18 protein-coding genes are annotated in these 20,151 nt (G+C 73.4%); 6 read left to right on the top strand and 12 right to left on the bottom strand.

The annotated features are described in order from the left end of the window. Positions 1–10 precede the first annotated feature (10 nt). Positions 11–1,447, top strand: a complete 1,437-nt coding sequence (locus ACFWXC_RS27650; protein ID WP_384482979.1) for an amino acid permease — start codon at positions 11–13, stop codon at positions 1,445–1,447. On the opposite strand, the gene ACFWXC_RS27655 is transcribed toward ACFWXC_RS27650, so the two are convergent. The 6 genes from ACFWXC_RS27655 to ACFWXC_RS27680 form a co-directional block, all read right to left on the bottom strand. Further along, positions 1,407–1,859: an ATP-binding protein gene (locus tag ACFWXC_RS27655; RefSeq protein ID WP_362566538.1), complete on the bottom strand. Its 453-nt coding sequence runs from the start codon at positions 1,857–1,859 to the stop codon at positions 1,407–1,409. The two genes, ACFWXC_RS27650 and ACFWXC_RS27655, sit on opposite strands and share 41 nt — an antisense overlap. A gap of 245 nt (positions 1,860–2,104) precedes the next feature. Next, entirely contained in the window at positions 2,105–3,343 is a 1,239-nt protein-coding gene (locus ACFWXC_RS27660) for a sulfate adenylyltransferase subunit 1 (RefSeq protein ID WP_384482981.1), read from the bottom strand. A gap of 2 nt (positions 3,344–3,345) precedes the next feature. Then, positions 3,346–4,248 carry a sulfate adenylyltransferase subunit CysD gene (gene cysD / locus ACFWXC_RS27665; RefSeq protein ID WP_384482983.1) on the bottom strand — a complete coding sequence of 301 codons (903 nt, stop codon included), beginning with the start codon at positions 4,246–4,248 and terminating at the stop codon, positions 3,346–3,348. Continuing rightward, positions 4,245–4,796, bottom strand: coding sequence for an adenylyl-sulfate kinase (gene cysC, locus ACFWXC_RS27670; RefSeq protein ID WP_384482985.1), 552 nt, complete (start codon positions 4,794–4,796; stop codon positions 4,245–4,247). Before cysC ends, cysD begins: the two co-directional genes overlap by 4 nt. A gap of 179 nt (positions 4,797–4,975) precedes the next feature. Beyond that, positions 4,976–5,788, bottom strand: coding sequence for a PaaX family transcriptional regulator C-terminal domain-containing protein (locus ACFWXC_RS27675; RefSeq protein WP_384482987.1), 813 nt, complete (start codon positions 5,786–5,788; stop codon positions 4,976–4,978). A gap of 152 nt (positions 5,789–5,940) precedes the next feature. Beyond that, positions 5,941–6,135 (bottom strand): DUF5999 family protein, encoded by a 195-nt coding sequence (locus tag ACFWXC_RS27680; RefSeq protein ID WP_384482988.1) that lies wholly within the window; start codon positions 6,133–6,135, stop codon positions 5,941–5,943. Between the two features lie 271 nt (positions 6,136–6,406). On the opposite strand from ACFWXC_RS27680, the gene ACFWXC_RS27685 reads away from it, so the two are divergent. Beyond that, entirely contained in the window at positions 6,407–6,841 is a 435-nt protein-coding gene (locus tag ACFWXC_RS27685; protein ID WP_384482990.1) for a DUF6299 family protein, read from the top strand. A gap of 67 nt (positions 6,842–6,908) precedes the next feature. Here ACFWXC_RS27685 and ACFWXC_RS27690 read toward each other — a convergent pair whose 3' ends face one another. Then, the gene (locus tag ACFWXC_RS27690; protein ID WP_384482992.1) at positions 6,909–7,781 is read right to left on the bottom strand and encodes an alpha/beta fold hydrolase; all 873 of its coding nucleotides are present in this window, start codon (positions 7,779–7,781) and stop codon (positions 6,909–6,911) included. A 242-nt stretch (positions 7,782–8,023) separates the two neighbouring features. Between ACFWXC_RS27690 and ACFWXC_RS27695 the strand changes: the two genes are divergently transcribed. Next, entirely contained in the window at positions 8,024–9,985 is a 1,962-nt protein-coding gene (locus tag ACFWXC_RS27695) for a BTAD domain-containing putative transcriptional regulator (RefSeq protein ID WP_384483054.1), read from the top strand. 16 nt (positions 9,986–10,001) lie between these two features. Here ACFWXC_RS27695 and ACFWXC_RS27700 read toward each other — a convergent pair whose 3' ends face one another. The 5 genes from ACFWXC_RS27700 to ACFWXC_RS27720 form a co-directional block, all read right to left on the bottom strand. Further along, positions 10,002–11,258: an extracellular solute-binding protein gene (locus ACFWXC_RS27700; protein WP_384482994.1), complete on the bottom strand. Its 1,257-nt coding sequence runs from the start codon at positions 11,256–11,258 to the stop codon at positions 10,002–10,004. Further along, positions 11,255–12,277 (bottom strand): hypothetical protein, encoded by a 1,023-nt coding sequence (locus ACFWXC_RS27705; RefSeq protein WP_384482996.1) that lies wholly within the window; start codon positions 12,275–12,277, stop codon positions 11,255–11,257. Before ACFWXC_RS27705 ends, ACFWXC_RS27700 begins: the two co-directional genes overlap by 4 nt. After that, positions 12,274–13,665, bottom strand: coding sequence for a vWA domain-containing protein (locus tag ACFWXC_RS27710; protein ID WP_384482997.1), 1,392 nt, complete (start codon positions 13,663–13,665; stop codon positions 12,274–12,276). The genes ACFWXC_RS27705 and ACFWXC_RS27710 overlap by 4 nt, the downstream gene beginning before the upstream one ends. A gap of 293 nt (positions 13,666–13,958) precedes the next feature. Further along, the gene (locus ACFWXC_RS27715) at positions 13,959–16,289 is read right to left on the bottom strand and encodes a tetratricopeptide repeat protein (RefSeq protein WP_384482998.1); all 2,331 of its coding nucleotides are present in this window, start codon (positions 16,287–16,289) and stop codon (positions 13,959–13,961) included. A gap of 46 nt (positions 16,290–16,335) precedes the next feature. Continuing rightward, a complete protein-coding gene (locus tag ACFWXC_RS27720; protein ID WP_384482999.1) occupies positions 16,336–17,667 on the bottom strand; it encodes a serine protease in 1,332 nt (443 codons plus the stop codon). A 301-nt stretch (positions 17,668–17,968) separates the two neighbouring features. On the opposite strand from ACFWXC_RS27720, the gene ACFWXC_RS27725 reads away from it, so the two are divergent. The 3 genes from ACFWXC_RS27725 (at position 17,969) to ACFWXC_RS27735 (ending at position 20,137) form a co-directional block, all read left to right on the top strand. Then, on the top strand, positions 17,969–19,117 hold the full coding sequence (locus tag ACFWXC_RS27725; RefSeq protein WP_384483000.1) for a cytochrome P450: 1,149 nt from the start codon (positions 17,969–17,971) through the stop codon (positions 19,115–19,117). 61 nt (positions 19,118–19,178) lie between these two features. Next, positions 19,179–19,718: a hypothetical protein gene (locus tag ACFWXC_RS27730; RefSeq protein WP_384483001.1), complete on the top strand. Its 540-nt coding sequence runs from the start codon at positions 19,179–19,181 to the stop codon at positions 19,716–19,718. Beyond that, positions 19,715–20,137 carry a hypothetical protein gene (locus ACFWXC_RS27735; RefSeq protein ID WP_384483002.1) on the top strand — a complete coding sequence of 141 codons (423 nt, stop codon included), beginning with the start codon at positions 19,715–19,717 and terminating at the stop codon, positions 20,135–20,137. The genes ACFWXC_RS27730 and ACFWXC_RS27735 overlap by 4 nt, the downstream gene beginning before the upstream one ends. Positions 20,138–20,151 lie beyond the last annotated feature (14 nt).

The following is a 20,151-nucleotide window of genomic DNA, read 5'->3' on the forward strand; positions in this document are numbered from 1 at the left end:
CACCACCCGCATGCCCCGCATCAAGTCCCCGCACCTGCTGGTCGCCGAATCCGGCGCCGACCGCGCGGGTCACGGCCTCCGCCGCACCATGGGCCTCTTCCAGCTGATCTGCTTCGGCATCGGCGCGATCGTCGGCACCGGCATCTTCGTCGGCCTCTCCGACTCGGTCGCCCAGGCCGGCCCGGCCGTCGTGATCTCGTTCGTCCTCGCCGCGGTCACCTGCGTCTTCACCGCCCTCTCCTTCGCCGAGCTGGGCGGCGCGATCCCGGTCTCCGGATCGTCGTACTCCTTCGCCTACGCCGGGCTCGGCGAGTCCACGGCCTTCCTGGTCGGCTGGTGCCTGCTCCTCGAATACGGCATCTCGATCTCGGCCGTCGCCGTCGGCTGGAGCCAGTACGTCAACGAACTGCTGCACAGCCTCACCGGCCTCCAGCTCCCGCACGCCCTGTCCGCGGGCCCCGGTGACGGCGGGGTCGTGAACCTCCCCGCCGTGATCGTCATCGCGATGGCCGCCGTACTGCTGGTGCGCGGGGTCCGGGAGAGCGCCCGGGCGACCGCCGCGATGGCGGCCGTGAAGCTCGTCATCCTGATCGCCTTCTGCGTGATCGGCTTCAGCGCCTTCAAGGACGGCAACCTGGTGCCGTTCTCCCCGGCCGGGCTCGGCGGCATCGGCGCGGGCACCACCGCCGCGTTCTTCTCCTACATCGGCTTCGACGCGATCACCACGGCCGGCGAGGAGGCCAAGAACCCGCGCCGGGACATCCCGGTCGCGATCCTCGTCTGCATGGGCGTGGTCACGCTGCTGTATTGCGCGGTCGCCCTTGCCGCGACCGGCGCCATCGGCGGCGACCAGGTGGCAGGGCGCCCCGCCGCCCTCTCCTACGTGGTCAACCAGGTCACCGGGTCCACGATCGGCGGCGGGGTGATCGCCTTCGGCGCGGTCGTCGCCATCGCCTCCGTCGTCCTCGCGGTGATGTACGGCCAGACCCGCATCCTGATGTCCATGTCCCGGGACGGGCTGATCCCGCGCGTCTTCGAGAAGGTCTCCCCGAAGACCGCCACCCCGGTCGCGGGCACCCTGATCGTCGCGGGGGTCTTCGCGCTGCCGGCGGCCTTCGCCTCGCTGGACGCGGTGATGAACCTGTGCACCATCGGCACCCTCGCGATCATGGCCGTGGTGAACATCGCGGTGATCGCCCTGCGCCGCCGCGAACCGGCCCTCGCCCGCACCTTCCGGGTGCCGCTCTACCCGGTCGCGCCGCTGCTGGGCGTCGGTTTCTGCCTGTATCTGATGTACGAGACCGGGTGGACGACCTGGATCCAGTTCGCCGTCTTCCTGGCCGTGGGCCTGCTGGTCTACGTCGGCTACGGGCGCCGGCGCTCCACGCTGGCGCGCGCCGAGGCGATCACGCCGGACGCCACTGACGCGGTACTGCAGGAAGCCTGAACCACACCGCCTTGCCGGACTCGGTGGGGCGGTGCCCGCAGGACGCGCTGAGGGCGCGGATCAGCAGCAGACCGCGCCCGCCCTCGTCCATGGGGTCGGGCTCCTCGATCACCGGACGGGTGAGGTGGCCGGGCGGCGCCGGGTCCGGGTCGTGCACCTCGACCTTGCAGCCGCCCGGCATCAGCTCGACGACCAGCTCTATCGGCCCCTTGCCGGCGGTGTGCTCGACGGCGTTGGCGACCAGTTCCGCGGTGAGCAGCTCGGCGGTGTCGGGGTCGGCCGCGTGGCCCGCCTCCTCCATCGCCGAACGCACCAGGGCACGGGCGACCGGCACGGCCGCGACGGTGTGCGGCAGCGCGATGCGCCAGGAGGCGGCGGCGGAAGGTGGTTCGTACACGGCGATTCCGTTCATGGAGCAGGCGATCACTGCTTGTCCTGCTTTCAACTGTAGGAATGGTACGGGTCCCGTTCCGGCGCCTGTCGGCGGGCCCCGGACCGGACCATCGGCCCGACAACAGGCTGCTTACCCCGGCCGGCGGGCCGTCTTTCACGGCCGCCCGCTCTGTTACCGCCTTATTGACGCGCCGTGACCTTGTGACCGTCCCGAACGCGCAGAGCCCCCGGCACCCGCCGGGGGCTCTGCGACCGAAGAGGGGATCAGGCGAAGTCGACCATCCCCGCGGTCAGCGTCGCGCCGTCCGCCGGATCGATCAGGATGAACGCGCCGGTGCGCCGGGAGACCGCGTAGGCGTCCAGCGGCAGCGGCTCGGCGCTGCGCAGGGTGATCCGGCCCAGGTCGTTGGCGGTGAGCTCGGGCGCGCCCGCCAGCTCCCGGACGATCGCCTTGACGGTCCGGGTGGTGTGCTTGAGCAGCACCCGGTCGCCGACCCTGAGCGGCCGGTCGGCCAGATGGCACACGGCCGCCGTGACGTCCCGGGTGAGCACGGGCGCCTCCGGCCCGGCGGTGATCAGGTCGCCGCGGGACACGTCCCGCTGGTCGGCCAGGCGCACCCCGACGGACTGCGGGGCGTGCGCGGTCTCGACCGCGGTACCGAGCGCGTCGATCGCGGCGATCTCGGAGGTCTCCCCGGACGGGTGGACGGTGACCCGGTCGCCGACCCGCAGCGAACCGGAGACCAGCTGGCCCGCGTAGTGACGGACGTCACCGTGCCGGATCACATACTGGACCGGGAAACGGGCCGGGGCGTCGGCCGCGTCCGCGGCGACCGGGACGCTCTCCAGGAACTCCAGCAGGGCCGGGCCGCCGTACCAGTCCATGGCCGCGGACCGGTCGACGACGTTGTCGCCGACCAGCGCGGAGACCGGGATCGCGGTGACCTCCGGAAGGCCCAGCTCGGCGGTCCCTGCGGTGAAGTCGGCGACGATCCGCTCGAACCCGGCCCGCTCGTAGCCGACCAGGTCCATCTTGTTGACCGCGAGGACGACGTGCGGGACCCGGAGCAGGGCGGCCACGGCCGCGTGCCGTCGGGTCTGCTCGAGGACTCCGTTGCGGGCGTCGACCAGGATGATCGCCAGCTCGGCGGTGGAGGCGCCGGTGACCATGTTCCGGGTGTACTGCACATGCCCCGGGGTGTCGGCCAGGATGAACCGGCGCTTCGGGGTGGCGAAGTAGCGGTAGGCCACGTCGATGGTGATGCCCTGCTCGCGCTCGGCCCGCAGCCCGTCGGTGAGCAGGGCCAGGTCGGGGGCGTCCTTGCCGCGGCTGAGGGAGGCCTGCTCCACGGCCTCCAGCTGGTCGGTGAGGACCGACTTGGAGTCGTGCAGCAGCCGTCCGACGAGGGTGGACTTGCCGTCGTCGACCGAGCCGGCGGTCGCGAAACGCAGGGTGTCGATGGTCGGGCCGGCCGTGCCGGCGATCGTGTTCGTGCTGGTCATGCCTAGAAGTACCCCTCGCGCTTGCGGTCTTCCATCGCGGCCTCGGAGAGCTTGTCGTCGGCGCGGGTGGCGCCGCGCTCGGTGAGCCGGGAGGCGGCGATCTCCGCGATCACCTTCTCGATGCCGTCGGCGTCGGAGTCCACCGCGCCCGTGCAGGACATGTCACCGACGGTCCGGTAGCGCACCTGCCGCTTCTCGACGGTCTCGCCGTCCTTCGGGCCGCCCCACTCACCCGCCGTCAGCCACATCCCGCCCCGCCGGAACACCTCGCGGTGGTGGGCGAAGTAGATGTCCGGCAGCTCGATCTCCTCGCGGGCGATGTACTGCCAGACGTCCAGCTCGGTCCAGTTGGAGAGCGGGAAGACCCGGACGTGTTCGCCGGGGGCGTGCCGTCCGTTGTAGAGGTTCCACAGTTCGGGGCGCTGGCGGCGCGGGTCCCACTGGGAGAACTCGTCCCGCAGCGAGAAGACCCGCTCCTTGGCGCGGGCCTTCTCCTCGTCCCGCCGGCCGCCGCCGAACACGGCGTCGAAACGCTCGCTCTGGATCTTCTCCGTCAGCGGCACCGTCTGGAGCGGATTGCGGGTCCCGTCGGGCCGCTCGCGCAGCACACCCCGGTCGATGTAGTCCTGCACGGAGGCCACGTGCAGCCGCAGCCCGTGCTGCTCGACCGTACGGTCCCGGTACTCGAGAACCTCGGGGAAGTTGTGCCCGGTGTCGACGTGCAGCAGCGAGAACGGGATCGCCGCCGGGGCGAACGCCTTCAGCGCCAGATGCAGCATGACGATGGAGTCCTTGCCGCCGGAGAACAGGATCACCGGCCGCTCGAACTCTCCCGCCACCTCACGGAAGATGTGGACCGCCTCGGACTCCAGCGCGTCCAGGTGGGACAGGGTGAAGGTGCTCATGCCAGCCCTCGCTCCCTCAGCAGCGCGTGCACCGCGTCCGCCGATTCCTGCGGGGTCTGGTCCTGGGTGTGCAGCACCAGCGCCGGGTCGGCGGGCGGCTCGTACGGGTCGTCGACACCGGTCAGCCCGGTCAGCTCGCCCGCGGCCTGCCTGGCGTACAGGCCCTTCACGTCCCGTTCGCTGCACACCTCGACCGGGGTCGCGACGTGCACCTCCAGGTACGGCGTGCCGCTCTTCTCGTGCCGGTTGCGGACCGCCTCGCGGCTGTCGGCGTAGGGGGCGATGACCGGGACGACGGAGAGCACGCCGTTGCGCGCTAGCACCTCGGAGACCAGCCCGATGCGCTGCACGTTGGTGTTGCGGTCCGCCCGGGAGAAGCCGAGGCCGGCCGAGAGGAAGCGGCGTATCTCGTCGCCGTCGAGGACCTCCACGCGGTGTCCCTGGGCCTTGAGCCGGTCGCCCAGGAGCCGGGCGATCGTCGTCTTGCCCGCGCTCGGCAGCCCCGTCAGCCAGACCGTGGCCCCCTGAGCCCTTGGCGTGGTGGTCATGCGCAACAGACCTCTTCCCTACCTACTCAAACTCGCGTACGACCCGTCGAAGAGTAGGTAAGAAGTCTGAGAGGAGTGGTTAAGGAAGCTGAGGTTTAGCTGAGTGACTCGTGGTACGCAAGAGGTCACGGGGCCGTGCAATGAACATTTCACAATCGGCGGTCTGCTCACCGATCCGTTCACAGGCCGGCGAAGGTACCGCCCGGGTCGCGCAGCCGCTCGTGCAACGCCCGGAAGACGGCGGCCGAACGGGTGCCCGGCCAGTCGGCGGGCAGCAGGCCCGTCGGCAGTCCGGGGTCGGTGTACGGCAGATGGCGCCAGGAGTCCAGGGCGAGCAGATAGTCGTGGTAGGCGTCCTCGGGCGGGGTGTCCGCCCGGTGCTCCCAGGCGCGCAGCACCGGCTCGTGGTCGTCGAGGAACTGCTCGTGCGCCTTGGCGATCGCTGTCAGATCCCACCAACGGGCGACCGCCTCGGTGGTGGGTGCGAACCCGAGATGGTCGCCGCGGAAGAAGTCCACGTACGGATCGAGGTCGAGCCGGTGCAGGGTGTGCCGGGTCTCCTCGAACAGCCGGGCCGGGGCGATCCACACCCCGGGGGCGGCCGTGCCGAAGCCGAGTCCGGCGAGCCGGGAACGCAGCACATGCCGCTTCTGCCGTTCCGACTCGGGCACCGAGAACACCGCGAGCACCCAGCCCGCGTCCTCCGGCGGCGCCGCCGCGTACACCCGGCGGTCGCCGTCCTCCAGCAACTGGCGTGCCTCGGCGGAGAGTTCGTATCCGGCGGCGCCCTGTGCGGTGCGGGCCGGGGCCAGCAGGCCGCGGCGTTTCAGCCGGGACACCGACGACCGTACGGAGGGCGCGTCCACGCCGACGGCGGCCAGCAGCCGGATCAGCTCGGCGACGGGCACCGGGCCGGGCAGGAAGCGGCCGTACGCGCCGTAGAGCGTGACGATGAGGGACCTCGGGGCGTGTTGCTCGGACACGTTGATCATTTTAGGTCCCCGGCATCGCTGCTGGTCACCTCAGGTACGCGCCTGAATGTGAGTCAGGGTTCCGGGGGGGGCGCGTCGAAGGTGCCGGGGGAGGGGGCCGACGGGCCTGCGCGGCGCCGCCGATGAGCGATGCGGGCCCCGCCCGCGCCGGGTCAGGCGGCGACGGCGAGCCGCCCGGCCGGGCCGCGGTGCGGCTCGGTCACACTGCCGTCGGGGCGCAGCTCGCCCGTGTCGTCGAAGACGATCGCCCCGTCGCACAGCAGGGTCCAGCCCTGCTCGGGGTGGGCGGCGATGATGTGCGGGAGGCCGCGGTCGGCCGTCGCGCTCGGGAGCTGGTGGGAACACATGGCGCACCTCCACGGGTCTGCCTCCGGCTCGGTCGCCGACCGGCATGACCAGACCATGCTCCTGTCGTGAACGCCGCGGAACCTCCTGCCGCGACCTGTGACAACACACGGACAACTCCCGGACGCTCCCACGACGACCGCCGCACGTCCGCGACGAGATCGGCGCCTTCGGCGTGGTGGGACGCGCCACCGAAGGGGTGACGGTCACGCCTCCCGGGCCGGGCGCCCGGTATCCAGGGCATGCCCCACCCCACGACCTGGGAAGGATGTCATGCCCCTACGCCCCGCTCTCGCCGCGACCCTCGGCTCCGCAGCCCTGCTCTGCGCCGCCGTCGCCCCCGCGACCGCCGCCCCCGCCGCCCCCTCAGAGTCTGTGACCGTCGATCCCACCGGCCGTCTCGCCGACGACGGCACGGTCACCCTCTCCGGCACCTACACCTGCACCGGTGCCATCGGCCCGGTGTTCGTCAGCTCGTCGGTCAGCCAGGAATCGCCGAACTACCGCCACGGCGTCGGCGGCACCCGGGCCGTGTGCGACGGCGCCGAGCACCACTGGGAGAACACCGGCAAGGTGACCTCGGAGAAGCTGAAGACCGGTGCGGCCCGTGTCGAGGCCACGATCATGGAGCTGCGCCCCCAGGGCGGCCTGCCGCTGCCCTCGTTCCACGCCGTCCAGCAGCAGGACGTCACCCTCAAAAAGGGCTGAGGAGCGTCCCCTGGCGGCCCGGCACCCCGGCGGTGCCGGGCCGCCGCCGGGTGGTGCGGGACGCGGATCACCGGGTCAGCAGTTTCCGCAGCGCGGACGTGACCTCGTCCGGCGCCTCCTCCGCCATGAAGTGCCCGCAGTCCACCGTGCGGTGCTCCAGGTCCGGTGCCCAGGCCCGCCACAGCGCGGCCGCGTCGTAGCCGAGCGCGGCACCCCAGTCCTGCTGGAGCACGGTCACCGGCATGCCCAGCGCGTTCCCGGAGGTCCGGTCGGCCAGGTCGTGCTCGGTGTCGATACCGGCCGAGGCCCGGTAGTCGGCCACGATCGAGGGCACTGCCGCCCGGCAGGCCGCGAGATAGGCGGCGCGGACGTCGGCGGGGATCGCCGAGGGGTCGCGGGTCCACAGGTCGAGGAAGTGACCGAAGAAGAGGTCCGGGGCGGCACCGATCAACTGCTCGGGCAGGCCCGGGGGCTGGGCCATCAGGTAGAGGTGGAAGGCGACGGCGGCGGTGGTGCCGTGCAGGACCTCCCACATGTCCAGGGTGGGCAGTACGTCGAGGAGCGCCAGGTGCGTGACGGAGTCCGGGTGGTCCAGGCCGGCCCGGAAGGCGACCAGCGCGCCCCGGTCGTGCCCGGCCAGCGCGAAACTCTCGTGACCGAGGGCCCGGGCCAGCGCCACGACGTCGGCGGCCATGGTCCGCTTCGCGTACGACAGCCCGTCCGCGTCGGCCGGCTTGTCGCTGGCGCCGTAGCCGCGCAGGTCGGGACAGATCACGGTGTGATCGGAGGCGAGGCCGGCGGCCACCTGCCGCCACATCAGATGGGTCTGCGGGAAGCCGTGCAGCAGGACGACCGGGCTGCCGGCGCCGCCGACGGCCACGTGCAGGGAGACGCCGTCGGCGACCGGGACACGGTGTGCTGTGAAACCGGGGATGTTCATGAGCCGACCCTCCCGCGCGTGAATCAGCAGCCGATCAGCACGGGTGGTGGGCCGGGGTCTGTGGTGGGTTGAGCTCTGCGGTGGGTCGGGACCGAGCTTCGGGCCTGCCGTGGGCCGGGGCCTGCCGTGTGGCGGGGCCTGCCGTGTGGCGGGGCCTGCCGTGTGGCGGGGCCTGCCGTTGGTCGGGACCGGGTGTGCGGTGGGTCTGTGGTGGGCCGGGATCTACCGTGGGACGGGTGAGGATGGACCAGGTCGACTTCGGGGTGCTCGGAACCGTGACGGCCGAGTGTGCCGGTGGCCCGCTCGCTCTGAAGGGCCCCCGGCACCGAGCCGTACTGGCCCGGCTGATCGTGGCCCGCAGAAGGGTCGTGCCGGTGGCCCGCCTGGTCGCCGACCTCTGGGACGAGCCGCCGCCCACCGCCGTCGGCTCCGTCCGCACCTTCGTCAACGACCTGCGCCGTGCCCTCGAACCCGACCGCCCGCCCCGCACCCCGGCCCGGCTGCTCGTCACCGACGGCCCCGGCTACGCGCTGCGCGCGGAAGCAGTGGACGCCTGGCGGTTCGAGACGGCCGTGGAAACCGCCGTACAGGAGGAGCCCGCCCAGGCCGCCCGGCGACTCCGGGAGGCGCTGGAGCTGTGGCGGGGGCCGGCCTACGCCGAGTTCGCCGACGAGGAGTGGTGCGGGGGCGAGCGGGCCCGGCTGGCCGAGCTGCGGCTGCGGGCGGTCGAGCAGCGGGCCGAGGCGCTGCTCGCCGGGGGCCGGGCGGCCGAGGCGGTGCCCGATCTGGACGCCCACCTCACCGGGCATCCGTGGCGCGAGGAGGGCTGGCGGCTGCTGGCGCTCGCCCTCTACCGGACCGGCCGCCAGGGCGACGCCCTCGCGGTGCTGCGCCGGGCCCGCGCGACCCTCGCCGACCAGCTGGGGCTCGACCCCGGCCCGGCGCTGCGGCGGCTGGAGGCCGGCATCCTCGCGCAGGACCCCGCCCTGGACGCGGAGCGGGAGGCCGCGGCGGCACGGGTGTGGTCCCGGGCGGCCGAGGCGTACGACCGTACCGTCGCCGCGGGTGCCCGGGCCCGGCTCGAATCGACCGTCGGCCTGCTGCGCACCCTCGCGGTGACCGGATCCGGCGGACTGGCCGCCGCCCGCGAACACCGCCTCGCGGCGATCACCGCGGCCGAGGAGTCCGGCGACCCGGAGCTGACCGCACGGGTCATCGGCGCCTACGACGTCCCGGCGATCTGGACCCGCTCCGACGACCCGGCGGACGCCCGGCGCGTGGTCGAGGCCGCCGAACGCGCGCTGGCCCGGCTGCCCGCGACCCCTGACCAGGACACCGCCCGCTGCCGGCTGCTGGCCACCGTCGCCCTGGAGTCACGCGGCATCCGGTCGGCCCGTGCCGCCGAGGCCGCCGCCGAGGCGGAGCGCCTGGCCCGCCGCCTGGACGATCCGGCGCTGCTCGCCTTCGCCCTCAACGGTGTCTTCATGCAGTCCTGCACCCGGGCCGGTCTCGCCCCGCGCCGCGACGCCCTCGGCACCGAACTGATCGCCCTGGCCACCCGGCACGGCCTGGTCACCTACGAGGTGCTCGGCCATCTGATCCGGGTACAGGCCCGCGCGGGCCTCGCCGACCTCGCCACCGCCGACGCGCACGCCGAGGCGGCCGACCGGCTGGCCGGCCGCCACGAACTGCCGCTGGTCCGCGTGTTCACGGACGGCTACCGGGCGCTGCGGCTGGCCGCGACCGGACACCCGGAGCGCGCCGAGGCCGCCTACCGGGAGGTCGACCGGCTGCTGGACGGGCCGGGCATGCCCGGAGTGCGCGCCGGGCTGCTCCCGCTCGCGCTCCTGTGTCTCCGGTCGGCCGGGCGGCCGTACGGCATCCGCGCGGCCCTGGACCCGGCCGCCGACTGGGGGCCGTATCTCCCCTGGATCCGCCCGGGGCTCGCCCTCGCCGCGGACGACGAGAGGACGGCCCGCGAAGCGCTGCGCGGGCTGCCCGAGCCTCCCGCCGACCTGGTGCAGGAGGCGCTGTGGTGTGTCGTGGCGGCCGTCGCCCTGGAGCTCGGCGACCGCCCGGCCCTGCGCCGCTGCCAGGACCGGCTGCGCCCGGCCGCCGGCCAACTCGCCGGTGCGGGCAGCGGGTTGCTGACCGCCGGGCCGGTCGACGCCTGGCTCACGGCGATCGGGGGAGCGCTGCGCTAGGCGGCCCGCCGGTTGTTCACCGCGGACTGCACACCGTCCGCGGCGCGGCTCTGCTGGGGGTGCCCTGTGCGTCCTGCACCCGCTGGACGTCCCGCAGGAGGCCCGGGACGGCGGGATCCTGGCCGGCCGCGACCCTGGCGATGGTCTGCAGGACGGCCTCGTAGAAGGCGTCCCGTACGGCGGGTGCCATGACGTCCGAGGCGTCCAGGCAGCGCGGGCCCTCCCGGAGCCGCGCGGCGATCTTGTGTTTGACCGGTTGGTCCTGAGGGGTCACCTGCCGGTTCGCCGAGAAGAAGTCCGCCGAGTCGGCCCACTCCTGCTGGCCGTCCTTGGAAGCCAGCCGCCGGACCAGCTCACGGGCCCCGGGCCGGTCGCTGAACAGCGCGGCGAAGTCCCCGGTGACCTCGTGGGCCCGGACCCTGCCGCCGCCGGGCAGCAGCGGAGCGGAGTCCGTCAGGTCCGCGTGCGGCGCCTCGGTCCGGTAGAAGGAACGCGCGAACGACCCCTGGTGCTCCAGACCGCATCCGCCCCAGCCGTCGAACAGCAGCCCGTCGCTGTCCGGGGCGCCGCGGTGGTCGGTGAGCAGGGCGTGCCGCGCCCTCGTCCGGTCCTGCCCGAGCAGACCGGCCCAGGCCTGCCAGGCGGAACGCACCGCGGTGCTCCGCCACCACTGCGTGTCGCCGGTGCCCAGCGCCCACTTCTCGTAGACGGCCGGGCCCGCCCGTTGCAGCACGAGGTCCTCGATCCAGTCGGTGCCGGGCCAGCCGGAGGCGCCGTCGTCCCCCATGCCGATACACCAACTCCGCAGCGGCGCGGGCGAGTCGGCGGGCTTCTCGCCCTGGCGGTACCAGACGATGCTCTTCAGGTCCGCCTTGACCGGGACCCAGTACACGGACGAGGAGGCGGTGCCGGTCGCGTTCCACGGCGCGCCGTACTGCTGCGGGTCGTAGAGCCCGTTCAGCGGTTTGAGGCGGTTCTGGTCGGCGTACTCGGCGAGTTCGCCGATGCCCGGCATGATCACGATGTCCGGGGGCTCTCCCGACTGCACCTTGGAGAGCAGTACCTCGCGCTGGGCGGCGGTGCCCTGGTAGCGGAAGGGAATGCCGAACTGCCGCAACACGGCCTCGAACTGCTCCGCCTGCTCCCCGGTCCAGGTCCCCAGGATGGTCACCGGCTCCCGGTCGTCGTGCTGCGCCCAGACCGCGACCAGCCCGCCGGCCGCGATCAGCAGCAGGACCACGAGCACGACCAGCACCTTGAACCGCCGCGTCACCGCCGCCTCCAGTAGTCGCTGTCGAGGCGGAGCCCGAGGCCCAGCGCGGGCAGGACGACGACCAGCAGGCCGCCGACGACCGTGCCCAGGTACATCCGGTCGGTCCAGCCGCCGTCGGTGAGTTCCTGCCGGACCTCCTCCGATTTCTGCGCGACGCTCTGCTGCGCCCCGGCCAGCCCCTGGCCGGTGTGCCGGGACACCTCGGTGATCTGTCCGAGATCCCCGAGCGCCCCCTCCAGGCGGTCCTCGGTGGCCGACGTCGTCAGCAGCGGGAACACCGCGAGCAGCACGGTGAGGACAAAGGCCGCGAGCAGATACGGGTTCCAGTCGCGGCCGCACCGGTCGCGCAGCACGAACAGCGCCGACAGCAGGGTCAACGCCAGCGCGGTCAGGGCGAGTTCAGCGAGCCACCAGCCGGCCCGCTGCCACTGCCCCATGGTGGCGGTGGCCTCGGCGTGCCGCAGCTGGACCCGTTGCAGTGCGTCGAGCCGGGGCGCGAGCCCGACCGTGCTGCGGGTGAGCAGCGAGTGCGCCTCGTCGAGTTTCTGCTCCCGCATCAGCGGCTGGTCGCGGTACATGGACGTGCCGAGGTTGAGCGAGTTGCCGTAGGTGGCGAGCAGGCCGTTGACCGTGCCGAGGTCCTGGTCCGTGCGGTCGGCGATCCGGGACAGGCCCTGGTCGGCGGCGGAGAGCTGGGACCGGTAGGTCTCGCCCGAGCCCGCCACGTCGACGAGGTGCGTCGTCACCAGGGCGTGGGCCTCCTGGTCGGCCCGCAGCGCCGCCAGCCGGGTGGCGGCGAGCCCCTGCACGGCCGGTGCCTCACGTGCGGCGAGGGCCGCGGCGCCGCGCTGGGTCTCGCGGTAGGAGAAGAACAGGGCCGTCGCGGCCACGGCGGCACACAGGAACAGCACCAGCAGATGCGTCTCCAGCAGCCGGCGGGTCCGCCAGTGGCGCAGCCGCCCGCGCCAGAACGCGGCGGGGGAGTACCGCCGCAGGAAGGCCGTAAGTACGGTCGTCACCGCAGCTTCTCCCCGCAGACGATGCAGTAGCGGGCCTCGCTCCCGGCGCGGCTGCGGCAGGTGCCGCAGCGCGGGCCCGGCGGCGCGTCGACGGCGCCGGCCATGGGCGCGCCCGGATGGGAGCCGGCCCGCAGGATCATCGGGCCGAGCGTGCCGGCGTCGACGGCGCGCAGCCGGATCCGTCCCGCGGCCGCGTCCTCGACATCGGCGACCGTACGGATCTCGTCCAGCACCCAGTCCGTGCCGAACCGCGCGGCCAGCTGGGCCGCCTGCGCCAGGCACTCCCGGGCGGTGTCGGGCCGGTACTCCTGGAGCGCGGTGAGCCCCTCGCGCAGCGCGCCGCGCATCCGGGCGGTGGCGTTCAGGCTGCGCACGCTGCCGCCGCCCGCCGCCGGGGTGGGCGGCGCGGACTGCCCGCGGAGGTGCCAGCGGGCGACGACCGGCGCGTGGACGTCGTTCACGGACACCATGGCGAACTGCAGCTCGGTCTCCAGCGGGTCGTCGTCGGCGTTGGCGACCAGGGTGAGCAGATAGTCACGGCTGCCCTGCTCCCACTGATGGGTGGGGAAGCTCCAGCAGCGCGGCCGGCCGGACTGCGGCAGCCCGACGAGGCGGTGCGGCCGGGGCGCCTTCTCGCTGAGCGAGACCTGGCGCACCGAGGGCCGCAGGGTCACCTCGATCGGCAGCTGGGACGTGCGCACCCGGCGCAGCCGCGCGATGGCGTCGGTGACCGCCCGGCCGAGACCCTCGTCCACGAACTGGGCGGTGCCGTGCAGCCGTTCGGCGAGGGCCAGCAGCGGATCGGGGGTCCAGTCGGCGCCCACCGCGAACACGTCGCAGGTGAACTGCCCGGCGCAGGCGTCCAGTTCCTCCTCCAGGCGGGTCTCGCCCGCGGCGCTGCTGCCGTCGGTGATCAGCACCAGATGCCGTACGGACAGCGGGCGGCCGGCGAGCAGGGCCCGCGCCCCGGCCGCCCAGGGGGCGTACCCGGCCGGGCGCGGCCCGTCCCGGTGCAGCGGCAGCGAGCCCGTGGCGAACGCGGCCCGGCGCCGCTGGTTCTGGTCGGCGACGGCCCACTCGTCGTCGCCGAGCGGATAGCACCGGACCGGCTCGGGGCCGCTGCCGAGCACGGCGAAGGAGATCCGGTCGGGCAGGGCGCGCAGCGCGGCCGGCAGGGCGTGCCGTACGGCCGTGCGGTGGGGCTCGGCGACGTCCACCGCGATGATCACGGCGAGTTCGACCGCGGGCAGGTCGGTGGGGGCGCCGTCGGCGGCCACGTCGACCCGCAGATGGGCCTCGATCTTCGCGCTGCGGTGCGGGCGCAGCTCGCCGTCGAGGTCGACGTGGAGCCGGATGCCCGGCTGCGACGGCCGGGTGTGGCTGCTCATGTCCTACGTCACCGCTCCTTCCCTTCGTCGCCGCGGGCACCGCGTGGCCGGTGCTGCGCGGGTGCGTCGTGCCGTGGGGTTGCGTCGTGCCGTTCGGTTCGGTGGTGCTGTTCGGTTCGGTGGTGCCGTGCGGTTCGGTCGTGCTGGGCGTTTCCGCCGTGCGTGCCGTGCGTGCCGTGCGTGCCGTGCGTGCCGTTCCGTGCCATTCGGTCGTGCCGTTCGGTCGTGCTGTGCGCTTCCGTGGTGCCCTTCGGGTCGGTCGTGTCGTGAGTCGTCGTCGTCGTGTCGTTCGGTCAGATTCGGGTCTGCGGTCGTACCGCGTGCAGGAGGTCCACGAGGTGTTCGTGGGTGGTGGCCGACTCCCGGTGCCGGGCGGCGAGTTGCCGGTAGAGCGACTCCATCCGCCTGCGCTGCTCGCGCTCCGGCGGGGTCAGGCGTCTGAGCCGGCGGGCGTCGAGCCGGCCGGCCCCCGCGCCCGGAGCGGCGGCCCGGTCGCTCTGGTGGTGCAGCGCGTCCAGTTTCCATTCGTGCAGCTCGGTCCTGAGCCGCAGCGCCTCGTCCTCGGACAGGCTCGGCTCGCCGGCGCCCGGTCCGCGGCCCACCAGCCCGGGCAGTTCGGCCAGTGCCGCGTCGACCTCGGCGGGCGCCGGCAGCGGATCGAAGGTCTTCGGCGAGGGACCGACGTCACCGGGCAGCCGCGCCGCGCGGATCCGCAGCGAGGCGATCCGGGCGACGGTGTGGTCCAGGGTGCCGGGCCCCACCCGGCCGAGCACGTCGAGGGCGGCCCGCCGGTCGCCCGCGCGCAGCGCCAGCCGGGCCAGCCCCAGCGCGGCGCCGCCGTGCGCGGGGTTGCGGGCGAACACCGCCTCGTACAGCTCCCTGGCGGTGGGCCCGGTGCCGTGGTCGCCGAGCCGCTCCCCGCAGTAGGCGAGGGCCAGCTTGGGGGCGTACTCGCCGGGCAGTTCGAGGTGGACCCGCAGGAAGTGGGCCTGGGCGTCGGCGACCTGCTGGGAGGTGTCGTGCAGACCGGCGTGGCGCAGCGCGAGCAGCGCGCGGTGCCACTCCAGCCGCCACCGGCGCACCGCGGACGGCCCGGGAATGGAGTCGGCGGTGTCGAGCTCCACCTGGGCCAGCTCCAGGTCGTCCGTGGTGTTCCGGCCCAGCAGGACACGCACGTTGTGCAGGCAGATCTCCACCGAGGCCGGCTTCTCGTCCTCCTGGTCGAGGAGCAGCCCGGGGTCGTAACCGCTGCTCACCTCGAACCGTGCGGTCTGCGGGTCGCCCGGATAGCGCCGCGGCACCGGCAGACAGCCGGCGATCTCGGTGGGGGTGGGGGCGCCGAGGTCGAGGGCGGGGGCCACGGGCGGCTCGTACCGGTCGCGGCGGGGCCGCTCCAGCCAGTGCTCGATGCCCGGCACCGTGCCGAGCCGGGCGCCGAGCAGCTGCGGGGACGGGCGGAAGTAGTCGGAGGGCTCGGGCGGGTCGCTCTTGCCGCGCAGGGCCCGGATCTCCCTGAGCGCGCCCCGCAGTTGGCCGGCCATCTCGCGGGCGTCGGCGAAGCGCAGGCCGGGGTCGGTCCGCACGGCGCGGTCGACGACCTGCCAGAAGGAGCCGGTGCCGAGGCCGGGCACCTCGTCGACGGCCCAGTGGGCGAGTTCCCGCAGGGTCACGCCGACGGTGTGCAGGTCGTGGGCGACGGTGGGCAGACCGGAGAACGCGGTCTCGGGCGCCATGTAGTCGCCGGTGACATGGGCGGGCGGCCGGCTCTGGCCCTCCTCGCGCATCCCGCCGAGGTCGATGACCTTGACGCCGTCTCCGTGGTGCACGACGTTCGAGGGCTTCATGTCCCCATAGACGAAGACCCGTTCGCCGCCGGCGTGCAGATGCACCAGGGCTTCGAGGATCTGGCAGCCGTACGCCGCCACGTGTTCGATGTCGAGGACCGACTCGCCGCGCCGGGTCTCCTCGACGACCTTCTCCAGGGTGCCGTCTCCGACGTCGTCCATGACGATGTAGCCGCCGGTGATCTCCCCGGTGCCGTCGCCGCGGGCGACGAAGTCGCGGATCTGGACGATCCGCGGGTGGCGCATGGCGACCAGGTTGCGGCGCTCCACGTCGGCGAGCCGGGCCCCGTCGTGCTCGTACCGGTTGAGCAGGCCCTTGACGGCGACGACGTCCCCGAGATGGGTGTCCTCGGCGAGGTAGACCCAGCCCTGGCCGCCGTGCGCGATGGGCCCCATGATCCGGTACTGGTCACGCAGCAACTCGCCCTCGGTGAGCTCCGGTTCGTACGAGTACCGCTCGCCGCACGCCGGGCAGTACCCCGTGATGGGCACCGGGCCCTGGGTGTAGGGCGGGGCGAAGGTGATGCCGCAGTCGCCGGCCGAGCAGCCCATGCGGACGCGCAGCGGCGTCTTCGCACGGACCAGGCGCGCCTGGGCGGGGCGGGAAGCGCGGTCGGGGAGCACGAGGAGGTCGCGGGGGCCGAGGTCCCGTGGGTCCCCGGGCAGGGCGGGCAGTGCGGGGCCCTGTTCGGCGCGGCCGCACTGGTCGCACCAGCCGGTGGGCAGTACGGATCCCTGGCAGCGGGATCCGTCGAAGTTCCGGTGCGGGCAGCCGGTCATCCTCCCGTCGCCCTCCCTCGCGGCTCGGTCCGGGCGGCGCCCCGCATCACCGGCCTCCCTGGCGGTCCAGGTCGGCGCGCAGGGTTCTGAGCAGTGTGCGCAGCCGGGTGAGCTGCTCCTGCGGGTCCCGTAACGCGGCGATCCGGTGGAGTTCGGCCCGGCGCAGGTCGGCGGTCTCGGTGACGGAGTCGAGGGAGGCGCTGTCGACGACGTCACGGCGGATCGAGTTGCCGAACTCGGCCAGTTCCAGCCGGCCGAGCAGTGCCTCCGCGTGGTCGAGGAGCGCGGGCCGCAGCAGGTCGTCGCGGGCCGTGTTCCAGCCGGTGCCGCCCTCGTGGCGGAAGACGAGCAGCAGCCGGAAGCCCAACGTACGTAACCGGCCGAGCAGTTCGAGCAGAGGGCCCGGCCGGGGCTCCTCGTCGAGGCCGTCGACCACCACCGTGACAGGCCGGACGGGTGCGGGGACGGGTGCGGGGGCCACGCCCGTCGGCCGGCGCGCGGTGCCGAGCAGCCAGTCCCAGTACGCGAGGTACTCGCCGACCGGGAAGGAGATCCGGCCCAGGGCGTGGTCGGCGAGCTGCGGTCTGCTGTCGCGGCCGCGATGGACGAGGCCGGCACGGTGCAGCAGGTGGCGCAGCGAGCGGTCCTTGCCGCTGCCCGGGGACACCACGGTGATCTTCACCGGGTCCTCGTCCGGATCGTCGTACCACCGGCCCAGCCGCTCCTCGAAGCCGTGATCCCAGGCGTCCGGACTGCTCAACTCCTTCACGAGGGGCGAGAGTTCGGCTATGCGGTCGACCGGGATCAGATACGAGAAGGCGAGCCGGTTCTCCTCGGGCAGCAGCTCTCCCATGTCCCCGCGCCAGCTGACGACCAGGCCGACCACCCGGGCCGGACGGCCCTCCCTCGGCTGGGTGCACACGGCGGCGCCGCTGAATCCGGCGCGCACCACCTCCGCCTTGGTGACGGCGTCGAGCTGCACCCGCTCGCCGCTGGCGCCGCCGATGCGGCCCCACAGGCTCATGCCGTCGTCGAAGCCCTCCGCGTACCCGGTCGCGTACACCTCCGTACCGGCCCTGAGCGCGGCTTCCAGCGGGGCGGGACGGGCCTGCGGACGCGGGCTGTCCAGCCGTAGCACGGCGACGTCCTCGCCGTGTTCGCCCTCCGGGAGCCAGCCGCCTGCCATGACCCGGGCGGCCACCGGCTCCAGCGCGCTGTTCTCGGCGAACTCCAGCCACATCACGGCATCCGGGTGGCGCACCACGTGTGCACAGGTCAGCGCCGTGTGCTGGTCGACGAGTACACCGGCCCCGCAGACGGGACCGTGCGCGTCCTCGCGTCGCAGCCTGAGTCTCCAGTCCGCACGCAGTTCCCCCATGCTGTCTCACACTACGCGCGGGGCATCGCACGTCCCTAGACTTGTGACCAGGTTGGATCGGTCGATCAACGCAAGACGGCGGTGAGTCGCCGTGGGGGATCCGGAACCGATCGGCTTTGCGGAGGCCGTCGGCACGGTGCGCGCGGAGCCCGCCCGGGCCCGCCGAGAGCGCCCGGCGGTGCCCCTTCTCGCGGGGGTGAGGGACGCCTGTTCGGGGACGTCGCTGACGGCCGGACGCCGTGCGCACAATGGCTCGCGTATGCGGGCACCGCACGAGTGAGGCCACAAGATGGCATTGCAAGTGGCAGAGAGAGACGAAACTCCCTGCTCGTTCATCGAAGTCGACTCCCCCTCCTTCCGTTTCGACGACCACCGTCTGCGTCTGGCGCGCACCGAGGGGCGGTTCCTGGACAGCATGTACGGTCCCGTCGTCTGCGATCACGCGACGGTCGGCCGGCTGTTGCGGCAGCCGACCCTGGTGCACGACCCCTGGCGGCAGCTCCGGTACGCCGGGGTGACGGACGACGCGATCGGGGCCTGGTTCGCCTCGCTGCTCATCTTCTCCCGGGCCGAGGACCACGACGTGCTGCGGCAGCGCATGCGTCCCCTCCTCCGCGGCCCGGCCTTCGACCCGTCCTTCGCCGCCGCGGAGGCACTCGCCGCCACCGCCGAACTCGACGGCGAGTGCGAGTTCGTGGCGGACGTCGCCGACTCGGTCGTGCACGCTCAGGCGGCACGGCTGCTCGACATCGACAAGGCGACGTATCGCGAGATCGCACAGCCGGTGCGGGACCTGGCGCTCATTCACCGGCTGACACCGGCGCAGACGCTCGCACAGGCGAAGTCGGCGGTCGAGCAGGTGCAGGACTTCCTCGGCCGGCTGGCCCGCCGGGAGGGCGTCACGGCAGCCGAGCGCACGGACTGGACGCGCTCCAGGATGTCGCTCCTCATCGGGTTCGAGCCGTACCGCCTCGCGCTCGGCCAGCTGGTGGCCACGCTCGCCGGCCATCCGCGGACCTGGTCGGCGGCGGCCGGCGACGAGAGCACCGCCAGGTCGGCGGTACGGGAGCTGCTGCGCTGGATGCCGACGGCGCCGGTCCAGATCCGCTTCACCGAAGTGCCGTTGACACTGGCCGACCGCACCCTGGAACCCGGCCGGCCGGTACTCCTGTGCGCGGTGCAGGCCAACCGCGAGGCCGAACCCGACGGCGACGCCTACCACCCGTCGCGCGAACCGACCCGCCCGCACCTCAGCTTCGGCGCGGGCCTCCACTACTGCATAGGCGCCACGGCCTCCGAGCGCCAACTGGCGGCCGTGCTGGGGGCCTTGGCGGCGCGATTCCGTACCCCGGAGTCGACGGGCCCCGTGCGCTGGGGCCCGCCGTCCGGAGTGCAGGGACCGATCGAGGTCCCGGTCCGGCTGAACCGGCGTCCGACGCCGGGCCGTTGAGCGGCGGACACCGTCCCTCGCGCACCACGACCGACAAGGCGCACCCAGGGAGAGAAGGGCCATGCCGATCGCGTTGGTGTCCCACTGCCTGCTGAACCAGAACGCGAAAGTCAGTGACGGGGCGCTCTGTCCCGGAGTGGTTTCGCCGGTGATCGACCTGCTCCGGCAGCGAGACCATCGCATCGTGCAGATGCCCTGCCCGGAATTCACCTTCGCCGGGCCGGACCGCTGGTGGCAGTCGAAGGAGCAGTACGACACCCCGACCTACCGGGAACACTGCCGCGAGCTCGCACGGGCGGTCGTGGACGAGCTGGCCGCGGACCTGTCGGCCGCCGACACCGAGGTGGTCGTGATCGGAATCGACGGCAGTCCCTCCAGCGGGATCGGCCTGGTCACGAGCGCCCCGGGCTGGCGCGGCGAGCCGGGGCGGTCCGACGGGTGGACGGTGGTCCCCGGACGCGGGGTGTGGATCGAGGAGCTGGAGGCCGAGATCCGCTCCCGCGGACTGCGGCCACCGCGCATGATCGGCGTCGGAATGGACCTGCCCGGCGCGACACCGGATTCGCTGCGGCGCGACCTGGAGAGCGGGTTGGCAGAATGAGCGCGTCGCCTGGGATCGCGCACGGCGCCGGTCCGGACGGCCGCGGCGGCCGGGTCGCCGTGGTCGCGGCAGAGCTGGTCGGCACACCGAAGGTGCTGGACGTCCTCGCCGACGCCGGCTACGGAGTGCTCTCCCTCCCCACCACGCCCCACCGCACACTGCTGCGCTGCGCGGTCATCGACGCCCACCAGTACGCCGCCCGTGGCTACGTCGTACGCAGGGTGGGCGTACGCGGGGAGACCGACGACGGCCTGCACCGCGGCGAGTGGGACTCGCTCACGAGCGCGCTCCGGCTCCCCGACCTCACCGTTCCCGAGTTCCTCGTGAACTTCCTTGTGAACGCCGATCCCGGGTCTGAGTCGCTGGAACGCCTGAGGACGTTCCTGGGCTCCTGGCCCGGGTGCCCGGACCCGTTGTGACCACGCGACACCGC

The sequence above is a fragment of the Streptomyces sp. NPDC058683 genome, assembly GCF_042716195.1.
Lineage (GTDB): Bacteria > Actinomycetota > Actinomycetes > Streptomycetales > Streptomycetaceae > Streptomyces.